The sequence below is a fragment of the Shimia sp. R9_2 genome (genome assembly GCF_017743735.1).
Classification (GTDB): domain Bacteria; phylum Pseudomonadota; class Alphaproteobacteria; order Rhodobacterales; family Rhodobacteraceae; genus Shimia.
Window position 1 is genome coordinate 16296 of sequence record NZ_JAGHRO010000006.1, and the last position, 12753, is coordinate 29048.

General features: G+C 58.3%; 11 protein-coding genes. 7 read left to right on the forward strand and 4 right to left on the reverse strand.

Annotated elements, in window-relative coordinates; all coding sequences use genetic code 11:
• Positions 1–16 precede the first annotated feature (16 nt).
• From J7400_RS14535 to J7400_RS14560, 6 genes are all read left to right on the forward strand, one after another.
• The gene (locus tag J7400_RS14535; protein ID WP_209064565.1) at positions 17–952 is read left to right on the forward strand and encodes an ABC transporter substrate-binding protein; all 936 of its coding nucleotides are present in this window, start codon (positions 17–19) and stop codon (positions 950–952) included.
• Positions 949–1629: a thiaminase II gene (tenA, locus tag J7400_RS14540; RefSeq protein WP_209064567.1), complete on the forward strand. Its 681-nt coding sequence runs from the start codon at positions 949–951 to the stop codon at positions 1627–1629. The genes J7400_RS14535 and tenA overlap by 4 nt, the downstream gene beginning before the upstream one ends.
• Positions 1626–2354, forward strand: a complete 729-nt coding sequence (locus J7400_RS14545) for an ABC transporter ATP-binding protein (protein ID WP_209064569.1) — start codon at positions 1626–1628, stop codon at positions 2352–2354. The genes tenA and J7400_RS14545 overlap by 4 nt, the downstream gene beginning before the upstream one ends.
• Positions 2351–3085 carry an ABC transporter permease gene (locus tag J7400_RS14550; protein ID WP_209064571.1) on the forward strand — a complete coding sequence of 245 codons (735 nt, stop codon included), beginning with the start codon at positions 2351–2353 and terminating at the stop codon, positions 3083–3085. The genes J7400_RS14545 and J7400_RS14550 overlap by 4 nt, the downstream gene beginning before the upstream one ends.
• A 164-nt stretch (positions 3086–3249) precedes the next feature.
• Positions 3250–5091 (forward strand): ATP-binding protein, encoded by a 1842-nt coding sequence (locus J7400_RS14555; protein WP_209064573.1) that lies wholly within the window; start codon positions 3250–3252, stop codon positions 5089–5091.
• Positions 5088–6176, forward strand: a complete 1089-nt coding sequence (locus tag J7400_RS14560; RefSeq protein WP_209064575.1) for an extracellular solute-binding protein — start codon at positions 5088–5090, stop codon at positions 6174–6176. The genes J7400_RS14555 and J7400_RS14560 overlap by 4 nt, the downstream gene beginning before the upstream one ends.
• A 31-nt stretch (positions 6177–6207) precedes the next feature.
• Here the strand turns inward: J7400_RS14560 and J7400_RS14565 are convergent, their stop codons facing one another.
• Positions 6208–6978 carry a CpsD/CapB family tyrosine-protein kinase gene (locus J7400_RS14565; RefSeq protein ID WP_209064577.1) on the reverse strand — a complete coding sequence of 257 codons (771 nt, stop codon included), beginning with the start codon at positions 6976–6978 and terminating at the stop codon, positions 6208–6210.
• A 390-nt stretch (positions 6979–7368) separates the two neighbouring features.
• Here J7400_RS14565 and J7400_RS14570 point away from each other — a divergent pair, with 390 nt between their 5' ends.
• Positions 7369–9549, forward strand: a complete 2181-nt coding sequence (locus J7400_RS14570) for a methyl-accepting chemotaxis protein (RefSeq protein WP_209064579.1) — start codon at positions 7369–7371, stop codon at positions 9547–9549.
• A gap of 49 nt (positions 9550–9598) precedes the next feature.
• Here J7400_RS14570 and J7400_RS14575 read toward each other — a convergent pair whose 3' ends face one another.
• The 3 genes from J7400_RS14575 to J7400_RS14585 are packed head-to-tail and all read right to left on the reverse strand — an operon-like array spanning position 9599 to position 12752.
• Positions 9599–10570 (reverse strand): glycosyltransferase, encoded by a 972-nt coding sequence (locus J7400_RS14575; protein ID WP_209064581.1) that lies wholly within the window; start codon positions 10568–10570, stop codon positions 9599–9601.
• On the reverse strand, positions 10567–11787 hold the full coding sequence (locus J7400_RS14580) for a glycosyltransferase family 4 protein (RefSeq protein ID WP_209064583.1): 1221 nt from the start codon (positions 11785–11787) through the stop codon (positions 10567–10569). Before J7400_RS14580 ends, J7400_RS14575 begins: the two co-directional genes overlap by 4 nt.
• Positions 11784–12752: an NAD(P)-dependent oxidoreductase gene (locus J7400_RS14585; protein WP_209064585.1), complete on the reverse strand. Its 969-nt coding sequence runs from the start codon at positions 12750–12752 to the stop codon at positions 11784–11786. The genes J7400_RS14580 and J7400_RS14585 overlap by 4 nt, the downstream gene beginning before the upstream one ends.
• Position 12753 lies beyond the last annotated feature (1 nt).

Consider the following 12753-nt stretch of genomic DNA (forward strand, 5'->3'; position numbering starts at 1 on the left):
CTCGAGAGGGAGACGCATGAAGCACCTAGTGACTGCCCTGGCCATGTTGGCCGCCACCCCAAGCTTTGCCGCAGACAAGATGACCCTGCTGCTGGACTGGTTTGTAAACCCCGACCACGGCCCGATCATCATCGCCGAAGAGAACGGCTATTTTGCCGAGCAGGGGCTTGAGGTTGAGGTGATCCCACCAGCTGACCCCTCCATGCCGCCGCGCCTTGTGGCTGCTGGCCAGGCTGACCTCGCGGTTTCCTATCAGCCGCAGCTGCACCTGCAGATCCACGAAGGCCTGCCGCTCAAGCGCGTTGGCACCCTCGTGGCAACCCCGCTGAACTGCCTGCTGGTTCTGAAAGATGGCCCAATCAAATCCCCTGCCGATCTCAAGGGTAAGAAGGTTGGCTTCTCTGTGGCGGGTGTCGAAGAGGCCGTGCTTGGCGCCGTTCTGGGCAAATATGGCGTCACGACCGATGACATTGAGCTGGTCAATGTGAACTTTTCGCTGTCCCCATCCCTGATGTCTGGTCAGGTGGATGCTGTGATCGGCGCTTACCGCAACTTTGAGCTCAACCAGATGGACATCGAAGGCGCGCCGGGCACCTGCTTCTACATCGAAGAAGAGGGCGTGCCGTCTTATGATGAGCTGATCTATGTGGCCAACCCGGACACCATGGATGCCGACAAAGTGGCGCGTTTCATTGCGGCGACCGAAAAGGCGACCCAGTACATCGTGAACAACCCGCAAAAAAGCTGGGAAATCTTCGCATCCACCTCCACCGAGCTTCAGGACGAGCTGAACGCGCGCGCTTGGGTCGACACCCTGCCACGTTTCGCACTGCGCCCTGCGGGCTATGACGCTGGTCGTTATGCGCGCTTTGAGCAGTTCCTGCATGACAGCGGTATGATCGAGGGCACCAACCCTGTGGATGCCATCACCATCGACGTGACTGCAGAATGAACACGCCAGAGTACGGTCGTGGCTTCGCGCTGATGCGCGAGGCCGCAGGGGAGGCATGGGCGGATTACACCCGCCATGCCTTCGTGGAAGGTCTCAAGGATGGCACCCTACCGCGCGAAGCGTTTTTGCATTATCTGCGTCAGGATTATGTGTTTCTGATCCATTTCTCTCGTGCTTGGGCGTTGGCGGTGGTCAAATCTGAGACCCATGAGGAAATGCTCGCTGCGGTTGCCACGGTCAACGCATTGGTGGCTGAGGAAATGCAACTGCATGTCGGTATTTGCGAAGCGGCAGGCATCCCGCAGGATGAGCTTTTTGTAACGCCTGAACGTCCTGAAAACCTCGCTTACACGCGCTTTGTGCTGGAGGCCGGCTACTCAGGAGATCTCTTGGACCTTCTGGCGGCATTGGCCCCCTGTGTGATGGGGTATGGCGAGATCGGTGCGCGTTTGGGACAGGAAAAAACCTCCGAGGCCTACGCAGACTGGATCGGTACTTATGCTGGCGAAGGGTTTCAAAGCGATTGCGCAGCGGTTGGGCTGCTTTTGGATAGCGCTTTGGAACGTCGCCTTGGCAAAGACTATGCAAACAGCCCGCGTTTCGCGACGCTGTGTGACAAGTTCCGCAAGGCAACCGAGCTGGAAGTCAGCTTCTGGCAGATGGGCCTGACCCCATGACCCACGCACCCGGCATCACGCTTAAGGGCGCGGCCTCCATTGAGGGGCGGCAGCTCTTTGCACCTTTGTCTCTGACGCTGGATGCCGGGCGCTGGACCTGCCTTCTGGGCGGGTCCGGTGTTGGAAAAACAACGGTTCTGCGCCTGTTGGCTGATTTGCCAACGGGGGCAGCCTTTGACGGCACCATAATGGCTACGGATGGCGCTGGTGTTGCTGATCGTATCGCCTACATGGCGCAGGATGACTTGCTTTTGCCATGGGCCACGGTTGAGAAAAATATCACCTTGGGCACACGCTTGCGGGGCCAGAAAGCGGATGACGCGCGGCTTTCCCGACTGCTTGATCGCTGTGGCTTGCGGGATCATCTCGGCAAACGTCCCTCCGAGCTATCCGGTGGCCAACGACAACGGGTCGCGCTCGCGCGCACCTTGATGGAAGACAAACCCATCATCCTGCTTGATGAGCCTTTTTCTGCCCTTGATGCGCAAACCCGCGCAGCCATGCAGGATCTTGCAGTCGAGCTTCTGGCCGGTCGCACGGTTTTGGTTGTCACGCATGATCCCGGCGAGGCCGCACGGCTTGGGCATGCCATCCACGTGATGACGCCAGCAGGCCTGACCTCGGTTGCGCCACCTGCAACCGCCGTGCCGCGCGCAGTCGAAGCGATGGAAACTCTGACCTGCCAGTCAGATCTCTTGCGTTTGTTGATGGGACAGGCCGCATGAAAATTCTTCCGGCCGTAGCCGCCACACTCTTTGCGCTTGCCGTCTGGCAAACCATTGTCTCACTCACCGAGCTGCCGCGGTTCATCCTGCCTGGCCCGATGTTGGTGGCGGAAACCTGGTGGACCAACCGCGCTGTGATTGCAGAACATACGTTGGTCACCGCCCAAGAAGTGCTGTTGGGTCTCGCAATTGGCACGGCGCTGGGCATTTTTACCGCGCTGCAGCTCGCCACATCCAAAACAGCGCGTTTGCTGGTGCAGCCCATTCTGGTGTTCACACAAGCGCTTCCGGTCTTTGCACTGGCCCCGATCTTGACGCTTTGGCTCGGCTACGGGCTGTGGTCAAAGATCGCTATGGCGGTTCTGATCATTTATTTTCCCGTGACCTCGGCCTTCTTTGACGGGCTCATGCGCACGCCACCGGGCTATCTCGACCTTGCCAAAACTATGCAGGCCAGCCCGTCTCGCGTGCTTTGGCACATTCGCGTTCCCGCTGCGCTGCCTTCTTTGGGTGCCGGGGTGCGACTGGCGGCGGTCTACGCGCCGATTGGCGCTGTGATCGGTGAGTGGGTTGGGGCGTCAAAGGGGCTTGGCTATTTGATGCTTCTGGCCAATGGTCGTGCCAAGACCGACCTGATGTTTGCCGCAATGCTGACGCTCGGGGTGTTGTCTGTCCTGCTGTACGTTGTGATCTCCAAACTCACCAAGAGTTTGGGAGATCGGGAAACCTGATTTTCCCAGCAATCCAACGGGCAATTGGTGCACGCCAGCATCGTTCACAAGTTTGAAAAATTGTGGTGGCAGACAACTTGTGCGCTATATGGTTAATCTTTCTTTAAGCACTCGCTGCCACTGACAGGTTAGCTTGCAAACCACGACTACTCCGCTGAGCGATTATGGCCCAACTGCGCACAACCAAAAGATTTCTTCGCCTGCGCAGTGGGACAGCGCTGGCCATTTTGCTGGTGGCCTCGTTGATTGCCCTTGTGGTTGCGCTCTCTGGACGCGACGCTGTGGAGACGCGCACAAATAACACCACCCGGATTGATGCCATCCTGCTATCGCTTTCAGAGATGTCGGTTGTGTTTCATCAAATTCAGGACGGAGAAAGCCAAAGCCAAAATCTCGTTTTGCGCGGACAGCTGCGTCGTGCGGCCCATAACGCGCAAGAGGCTTTTGACGCTCTGTCGGGCCCAAACGTTGTAGAGAGTTTCTCGCCGGATGCGGAGGCCATCCTGACGCGCCCCAACATGAATCCGTTGATGGAACTCGAAGAGGTGCTCTATCTGGCTGATGTGGTGGTCGCGGCAAGTGCCAGTGACACATCTATCAACCTTGCGGCCAAATTGGCGTCTGATCTGTCCTTCCGTCTCATGCCGTTTTTCAACCGGGTGCGCCAGTCAGAGGTGGAAGCCGCGGAGGCCGCTGCGGATGATCAAGTGCTTTACGGTCTCGCAGCATTGCTGGTGACCATTCTGGGCGTGGGTATTGCGATCCAATTCGCCCACCTTCCCATGGAGCGCTATGTGCTGGGCGCGCAGATGGAGATCGAACGCAACCAGCGCGCAGCCGAAGCTGCCTCAGAAGCGAAATCCATGTTCCTCGCCACGATGAGCCATGAAATCCGCACGCCGCTAAATGGCGTGCTGGGGCTTGCCGATGTGCTTTCTGATACGCAGCTGAACAAAGAACAGCGGCGCATGTTGGGGATGATCTCTTCCAGCGGCCGGGATCTGCTTCAGATCATCAACGATGTGCTCGACCTCTCCAAGCTAGAGGCTGGAAAATCGACACTGGAGTTTGTCGATTTTGATCTCGAGACCCTTTGTCGCGAAACCACCGACCTGTTCTCAGGTCAGGCGATTGGGCGCGATGTAGAGCTTTCGGTCTCGGTGTCCCCGTCAGATGCTGGTTGGTATCTGCATGCCGCGCCAAGCGCGGTCCGTCAAGTGCTGAGCAACCTTGTCGGCAATGCCGTCAAATTCACCGAGAACGGCAAGGTCACGGTCCACCTTGAGGACATGCCCGGGCCGGAAGGCGCCCCACGTTTTGTGCGCATTGCCGTGAAAGACGAGGGGATTGGGATTTCGCCTGAAGCGGTGGATCGCATCTTCAATCAGTTCGAACAGGCAGACACCTCCACCACCACCCGTTTTGGCGGCACCGGCCTTGGTCTGTCTATCGTGAAGCGTCTCGCAGAGACTATGAACGGGCGGATCAATGTGCACAGCGTCCTGCACGAGGGATCTGAGTTTGCGCTAATAATCCCTGTGGCCAAAGCGCTGCATCGCAAGGAGCGCCCCCAGGTCATCAAAGATGCACTGTTTGACAAATTTGTGCTGGTCGCCGACGACAACCGCGTCAATCAGATGGTGGCACAAAAGCTATTGCAGAAATTGGGGTGCGAAGTGCGCTTGGCCGGAAACGGCGAAGAGGCTGTCAAACTTGTTAGCGACTGGATGCCGGATCTGGTTTTGATGGATGTGCGTATGCCTGTCATGGATGGGCTGGAAGCCACCCGCCAGATCCGGGCCGATCTCAGCATTCCCAACGCCCAAACCCTGCCGATTGTCGGTCTTTCAGCCAATGCGCTGGATGAACATGCAGATGCCAGCGCGATGGCAGGGATGAGCGGCTACCTTGAAAAACCGATCACGCGCGAAGCTTTGATCGCGGAACTTCTGCGTCATTGGCCTGACACGCCACAGGCGGATGATCGAGAGGATCTCAGCGCATGACCTTCAAGCACTTTCTTCGCCCACTCGGATTGGCGGCCACGGTCTGTTTCGGCCCCACGGCTCTGAAAGCGGGTGAAGATCTCGCTTGGCTTTATACGTGGCGCGCAAGCACGCCAGATGCGTTTTCCGAGAGCTTTGTCAAAGAACACCCGGAAGGCTTGGTGATTGACACGTTTATGGTGCCAGACGAAGCCGAAGCCCGGCTGGCGGCCCAGAACACGGGTTATGACGTCTCAGTACTGCCGGCAGAAATTGTGAAACGCCTGGCTGACATGGACGCTTTGATGCCGATCGATACGCCCGTGGCGATCGACTGGGAGGCGGCACCAGCGTCAGCCTCTGTTGCGCAAACTGATGCGCTGTCGCGGGTGGCAGACTACTATGTGCCTTATGTCTGGGGCACCACTGGGCTTGTGATGGATGTGGAAGCGATCCGCGCGCGCCTGCCGGATGCCCCACTGGACAGCTGGGATCTGCTCTTTGATCCTCAAAACGCGGCAGCGCTCTCTGATTGCGGCATTTCAATTGTTGAGTCCGCACAGGAGGTCTTCGCCATTACTTTGCATCATCTTGGGCGCGATCCGAATGGTATTACGACCGAAGACTTGGATGCTGGTTTTGCCACCCTTCGCGAGATTATGCCCCATTTGCGTGGCATCTCCGCCAAACAGTTGGAAGAAATGAGCTCCGGCGACACTTGTCTGGGTCTGGTTTGGAGTACGGTTGGCCTGACATTGGCAAAGCACGTGCCCAATTCAAATTACACTTATGTGGTTCCCAAGGAGGGTTCACTGATCTGGTCCAACGTTCTTGTAGCGCCCAAGAGCGAGGAAGCCGACTCCCACCGCAGCGGGTTGCTCACGCATATCCTGTCTGAAGAGAATGCCGAAACCCTTGCCAACTATGTGCAGGCGATCCTTTCGCCCAAGACATTTGCGGGGGATATGTCTGCGGAGCAGGCCGCGATTGCAAAAGCATCGCTGCCGGAGGGCCGTGATGATTTGATGTTCGCACTGCGACCGCTGTCCGGTCCCAAGAAATATGCCTTGGACAAGCGCTGGCGCCGTCTTCTCATCAGTCAGTAATGGAGCTGCGCCTGCGGGTGCTCAGCGTGTCTTAGTAAGACAGCGCCCCGTCAGCCTTATTCAACATGACGCCCAGGATGGGCTTCACCTCAGACAGGATCTGCTCGACCTTGCGCACATCCTCTGCCGTTGAAACGCCACCACCGGCAACAATCAAAACAGCGTCCACATTTGGGAGAAATCCCAGAACATCGTCAAATTCCAGAGCCGGAGGCATGTCAAACAACATGAGGTCCGGGCAGAGCATTTCCTCAAGCTCCTCCAGAACGGTGCCGGTCATTTCATTTTGAAACAGCTCCGCAGAGTTCTCACTTGGGGTGTCATTCAGTGCCAGCGCCAGGTTGGCGCGCGCTTTGATCAGAAAGTTTTCCGGCGCAATTGTGCCGCTCAGGTAATCCGCCATCGAATCTGGCGCATCAAGGCCCAAGGCCTGGTCCAAACTCGGGGTGCGCAAATCCATGTCCAGCATCACGGTGCGCACCGTTTCAAGGCGCGCCATGGAAAACGCCAGATTGGCGCTGACAAAGCTGCTGCCACAGCCGCGCGTCGGGGCGGTTACGGCCACCCGGCTCCAGCCATGTTCGTTTAAGGCCTGCAACAGGCGGGTGCGCAGCATATCAAAGGCGGCATGCGCCTCATGTGACCGCGTTGCACTGATCATATGGTTCTGCGCCAAAACCGCGTCGTTAAGCGCGGCGACGGTCAAGTTTTCCCAGAACACATCAGGGTCATGCAGCGCCGGAAGGCTCTGCTGCGTTGCAAGGTCCGCATCTTGGGAAGACTGGTTTTGATCGTAGCTCATCGTCGCGCGTTTCCGCATTGTTTGCACCCAAAATCTAGCAGTCAAATGCAGACAAAAGAAAGGCGCCAATGCGGAGATAGGGCGGCTTTGGCTTTGAGGAGGGGCGTGCCGTGCTCTGTTGGATTGGCCCCGCAGGCGGCCTTTGAGGCGCTGAGAGCTGCTCTAGGGCAGTGACCTATGCGGGAAGCACAGAGTGATTCTACACCAATAGCGTTGAAATATATCAAGTTAAGTGTATGGAAAGGCAGCGAAAAATGCTCAAATATGGGGCATTAGCTACCCTAACGTCTCAAAAGGCGCAAGGGAAAGTCAGCTTTAAGCTCTTGTAAGCTTATTGGACCACAAAGTGCCTCCACTCAGGAAATAAACGTACCCGGTTAGGACACCGCGATGAAACTCAGATTAGTCATGCTGTTGGTTATCGGCCCGCTTTTTGTATATGCGGGCTACCTCAAATTCCAAGACATCACGACCCAGCGTGCGGCGCTCGCGAAGGCCCATGAAATCACAGTGATCACCCATGAAGAGGCGCTGGTCGATGATGTGATCCATGAGTTGCAGAAGGAGCGCGGATACTCTGCAGGCTTCATCGCCTCAAGTGGCAAAAACTTCGCCAAAGAGCTGGAGGCGCAACGCCAGGAAGCCTCCCACGTGATCGCGGGAATGCGCGCAGAGGTCGTTGCCTTGGTGACGGAAAAAGCGCAACTCATGGCGGAGGTCGAAGATCGGTTTGACGCCTTGGATGACATGCGTGGGCGGATCGATAGAGCGGCTGCAACTGTACCGGAGATGGCGGCGTTCTACACGGGCACCATCAACCTGCTGATCGATTTGGCGCGCCCGCCGACAACCGGAAGCGCCGGCGGCAGACTTGAGGCCATCTTGCACGCTCGGGCTCTGGTTGGATCTGCTAAAGAAAGCGCCGGACTTGAGCGCGCCACAGGGGCTGCTGGTTTGGGCCGGGGCTTCACCTTGGATTTGCACAATCGCTACATTGCGCTCGGAGGGCAGCAGCTTGCTCTGCTACATGAAACCGCCGGTGTTTTGGCAGAATCCAAATGGGAAACCGACCTTCTGGCGAGCCAAGAATTCAAGGCGCTGCAAGCCGCGCGAAATGAGATTGTCCCGCGTTTTGGCTCGCATGAAGAGCTGACAATCACCGCTGGGGAATGGTTTCAGATTTCCAGCCGGTGGATCGACCTGCTGCGCGCCAAAGAGCTTGAATTTGTGGTTGAGGTTGCGGCAATCACCGAAGGTTTTGAAGCCGAGGCCCAGTCGAGTCTGAACAGCCTGATTTGGATTGGTTTGATTGTGTCCTTATTGGTTCTGACATTTGCTGTGACCGCCTTTGAGCGGGTGATCGGACGGATCAAATACCTGGTCACCGTGCTCGATGACTTTGCCAAAGGAAATTACGAGGCTGAAATTGATGGCTTGGAAGGTCGCGGTGAGCTTCACAGCTTGGCTCGAGCCTTTGATAAGTTCCGTCATGACACGCTGGATATGCAGGCCGCTTCTGATACGCTCAAGTCCGAGCAGGAGCATCTGAAAGCGCAGCAGGACAAAGTGGTCGCGGAGATCAGCGCCGGATTGGAGCGTCTGGCCGAAGGGGATCTCACCTACAAGTTCTCTGAGACTTTCCCAGAGGAATACGCCTCCTTACGCACTGATTTCAGCGGTGCCATGGCAAAGCTCAACGACACGCTGGCAAGCGTGGTGCACAACACCTCCAGCATCCGCAATGCTGCAACAGGCATCACGGAAGCTTCGCTGGAGCTCTCACGCCGCAGTGAAAATCAGGCGGCGACACTTGAGGAAACCTCCGCAGCGCTTGAGGAACTGACCTCCAGCGTGCGCGCCGCAGCAGAAGGCGCGCGCGGCGTTCAGAACACAACCGACAGCGCGCGTTCTGAGGCGACCGAAAGTGGTCAGGTGGTCATGCAAGCCGTTCAGGCCATGTCGGAAATCTCAGAATCGTCAGGCCAGATCGCGCAGAACATTGGTGTCATTGACGACATTGCCTTCCAAACGAACCTCTTGGCGCTTAACGCAGGTGTTGAGGCTGCTCGGGCCGGGGACGCGGGCAGTGGCTTTGCGGTTGTGGCGTCCGAAGTGCGGGCGCTGGCGCAAAAATCCTCAGAAGCCGCCACCGAGATCAAATCGCTAATAGGCGAAAGTACGGATCATGTGAGCAATGGTGTGGAGCTTGTGAACAAGACAGGCAAGGCACTGGAAAACATCGTGCACCGCGTAGGCCATATCTCCGAGCTGGTCTCTGAGATGGCGGCAGGCTCCAGCGATCAGGCCACCGGTCTTGGGGAGCTCAACGCCGGTGTGGCCCAGCTTGATCAGGTCACACAGCAAAACGCCGCCATGGCGCAAAACGCCAACACCACTTGTCACACCTTGAAAGAAGAAGCCGACGAGCTCGAGCGCTTGGTGGGGCAGTTCACCCTCTTTGAGGGGGGCGGGGTGACAAGTGATGCGATTTTTGACGGCGCGGCGGATGACGCTGAGGAGTATGAAGGCACCGCATTTGTTGCGGGCAAACAGGCCAAAACCGCGGCCTAAGCTCGCGATTGATGTTAAGGCCGCCAACGCAGCTTGAGCGCTGGCGGCCTCATTTATATTCGATGATCCGCATGCTGCGCCCCATAAGGCGGCGCCAGTGAAACATCCCCATGCCAAGAATATTGGGCACCTTCGAGAGGGTGATCAGCCGCGCATGACGCCAGGCCTCCCAATAAGGCAGGCCCGCCGTGACAAGACCGTTCTTTGTGCGGATGTAGCTTGCCGTATAGATCATGAGCACGGTCACAAAGGCCCAGCGATTGCTCAGCAGGCCCCAGGTTGCGAGTGCGGGGAAAAGCGCGCCATAGACAACCGCACGGGCTTGTTCTCGCAACGCATAGGGCGGATGCATCCACCCCACCTGCGCATAGGCATGGCCACCGCGCACGGCGCGCTGCCACCATTGCGAAAATTCCAGCATTGCGGCGTCATGGCGGGTCATCTCTTCGGGCAGGCGGCGGAGTGTCCAACCCGCTTTGCCGACCCGAAGGCAAAACTCTTCATCTTCTCCTGCAATCACCGTCGCATCAAATCCACCGGCCGCTACAAAGGCCTCACTGCGCACCAGCATATCTCCGCCACAAACGGTTATGTCCCCTGCTGGCCGATGCCATTCAAAATCGCATAGCGCGTTGTAGACACTGCGCTCCGGATAGAGCTCCGCGCGCCAGCCGGTCACCAGACCAAGTTTGGGATCTGCTTGCAGCGCCGCTTCTCCGGCCGCGATCCAGCCCTCGGCCACAATGCAGTCTCCGTCCACAAACTGCACGAACTCCGGCAGATCGTCGGTTTCTGCCAAAGCGTCAAATCCGGCCTGCCTTGCCCGCGCGGCCGTGAAAGGCAGGCTGTCATCCAGTTCGATGACCAGAGCGCCGGCTGTTCGCGCCGCCTCCACGGAGCTGTCAGAGCTGCCGCTGTCCACATAGACAATCTCGACGTCCTGCGCGACGAGAGAGGCCAGGCAGGCGACCAACCGCTCGCCCTCATTGCGCCCAATCACAATGGCCGTGGTGGCTCTCATCGCGCGCGCTCCTGCAGCAGAGCCCGCAACCGTGCGGCTTCTTTAGCAATATCAAAGGCCGCCTCTACCTTGGCGCGCCCTGCGATCCCCATTGCCGTGGCGCGCGTAGGGTTGGCCAGCAGCTTGGCAATGGCCTGCGCCAGCGCATCCGGATCTCCCGGTGGCACCAACAGGCCAGAGACGCCTTCGGTCACCAGTTCGGGAATGCCGGCAATCTGGGTGGCCACCACAGGTCTGCGCGCGGCCATTGCCTCCATCAGCACCACGGGCACGCCTTCCGCAAAGCTCGGCAGCACCAGCATATCCGCCGCAGAAAGCGCCTCCGCCACCTCTGACTGGGATTTGTATCCAACAAAGGAGACATGATCTGAAAGCCCGGCCGCGTCGGTCTGAGATTGCAGTGCTTTGCGGCCCGGCCCGTCTCCGATCACGGTCAGATGCACATCCGGTTCTTTTTGCACCAGCTGTTCCATCGCCCGCAGCAGGATCGGCAACCCTTTGACGGGGGCAAGTCGTCCCACAAACAGCAGCTTGGTGCCCATCGGCGCCTCCGCCCCATCATAGCGCGCGGGCTCCACGCCGCAGTGGATGATGTGCAGTTTGCTCCAGTGCTTGGGATCGCTGAACGCCATCGCTTGTGAGCGGCAAAAATGACTGATGCAGGCCACAAAGCCTGCGCGCGCGATCTTTTCATCGAGCCGCCAATGGTCCGGAGCAAAGAAAATATCGGGCCCATGCAGCGTGAAACTATAGGGGATGCCGGACAGTTCGGAGGTCAGCATCGCCACGCTGCAGGATGATTTTGCAATGTGGTTGTGCAGATGCCGCACGCCCTTGTTGCGAAGATGTGCGGCCAAAACGGCGGCTTCTACAAAATAGAACAGTTGATAGAGCAGATTGCGCAGGCCGGGCGGCGCAGTTTTGACCGCCAATACCAACGCGCGCAGGAACCGAAGCGGGTTGCGCAGCAGGGCCCCAAACACCGCTGAGAGCAGCGGCAGTGGGGATTTGGCCGCCGCCAGAATGTAAAAGGTGGCCTTGGCTTCGGCCTTCTGTTCCTCACCCACCAGATGTTCTGCACCTGTGCGGCGTACCGAACATGTCTCCACCCGCTGACCTTGAGCGCGCAAGGCGGCCACCTCGCGTTGAATAAAGGTGTCGGTCGCGCGCGGATACTCTCCGGTCAGATAGGCGATGGGGGCGTCTTGCTGGGTCACGGTGCTTCGGCCTGCTGCTGGCGATTTATTTCTGCTTGCATCGCGGTTTCAAAGGACACCATTTCAATTGGCCCTAAGATCTTGTGCATACGAGTATTGTCATATGTCAGCGGGCGGTGACGAGTCTCCAAAATTGGGGTGCGCAGCAGACCCGGCATCGCGCCAATATCAGGTGTGGCAGAGGCGAACAGCCGCCAAACCCCAAGCGGAATGCGCATAGTGGCCTTGGGCCAGCCACAAGCGCGAAAGGCGGTCACAAAGCGGCGTCGGTCCGGCAGATCATCGTCAACCACATTTACGATGCCCACGCCAGTTGGGGTTTGCGCCGCGCGCACCAGCATGGTGGCTGCCAGTTCCATACGACACAATGGCAGCGTCCCACCGCCGTCAATCATCATCAAAAGGCTGCTCACCGCAGGGCCAACATGTGCATTGAACAGATGCTCTGGCCCCCATACCGCCCCGAGCCGCAGTGTGCTCAGCGCAAAACCAAAAAGCGCCGCCCCGTCGTCAAACATGGTCTCCTGCGCGTGTTTCGCATTGGCATAATCCGTGCGCCCCGCGGCACCCGTAGGGCAGGCTTCGGTCAGAGTGGCATGATCCGCAAGTTGGCGCACGTCATACACATCAAACGATCCGGCCAACACTACATGTGGCACGTCTGCGGCCACCACTGCGTCAATCACGCGTCGACTGACGGTCAGCGTGTCGCGGATCTGATCGCCCGATAGCGTGGCGGCGCAGTGAATGAGGGTTTGAACACCTTTGAGTGCATCGGCCAGTGCGTCGCTGGATTGCGCCAGATCCAAAGCCACAACCGTGATGCCGCTGTCCGTTTTCCAATCCGCCGGCACACTTTCAAGGCGGCGGACAAAGACGCGCACAGGGATGTTCTGTCTGCGCGCTTCCGCCACGCAGTGGCGTCCAATAAAACCGGCTGCACCGGTGATGGCCAAATCTGTCATC

Coding starts and splice junctions, on each gene's coding strand:
- J7400_RS14535 (WP_209064565.1), top strand. CDS start 17: ATGAAGCACCTAGTGACTGCCCTGGCCATGTTGGCCGCCACCCCAAGC.
- tenA (WP_209064567.1), top strand. CDS start 949: ATGAACACGCCAGAGTACGGTCGTGGCTTCGCGCTGATGCGCGAGGCC.
- J7400_RS14545 (WP_209064569.1), top strand. CDS start 1,626: ATGACCCACGCACCCGGCATCACGCTTAAGGGCGCGGCCTCCATTGAG.
- J7400_RS14550 (WP_209064571.1), top strand. CDS start 2,351: ATGAAAATTCTTCCGGCCGTAGCCGCCACACTCTTTGCGCTTGCCGTC.
- J7400_RS14555 (WP_209064573.1), top strand. CDS start 3,250: ATGGCCCAACTGCGCACAACCAAAAGATTTCTTCGCCTGCGCAGTGGG.
- J7400_RS14560 (WP_209064575.1), top strand. CDS start 5,088: ATGACCTTCAAGCACTTTCTTCGCCCACTCGGATTGGCGGCCACGGTC.
- J7400_RS14565 (WP_209064577.1), bottom strand. CDS start 6,978: ATGAGCTACGATCAAAACCAGTCTTCCCAAGATGCGGACCTTGCAACG.
- J7400_RS14570 (WP_209064579.1), top strand. CDS start 7,369: ATGAAACTCAGATTAGTCATGCTGTTGGTTATCGGCCCGCTTTTTGTA.
- J7400_RS14575 (WP_209064581.1), bottom strand. CDS start 10,570: ATGAGAGCCACCACGGCCATTGTGATTGGGCGCAATGAGGGCGAGCGG.
- J7400_RS14585 (WP_209064585.1), bottom strand. CDS start 12,752: ATGACAGATTTGGCCATCACCGGTGCAGCCGGTTTTATTGGACGCCAC.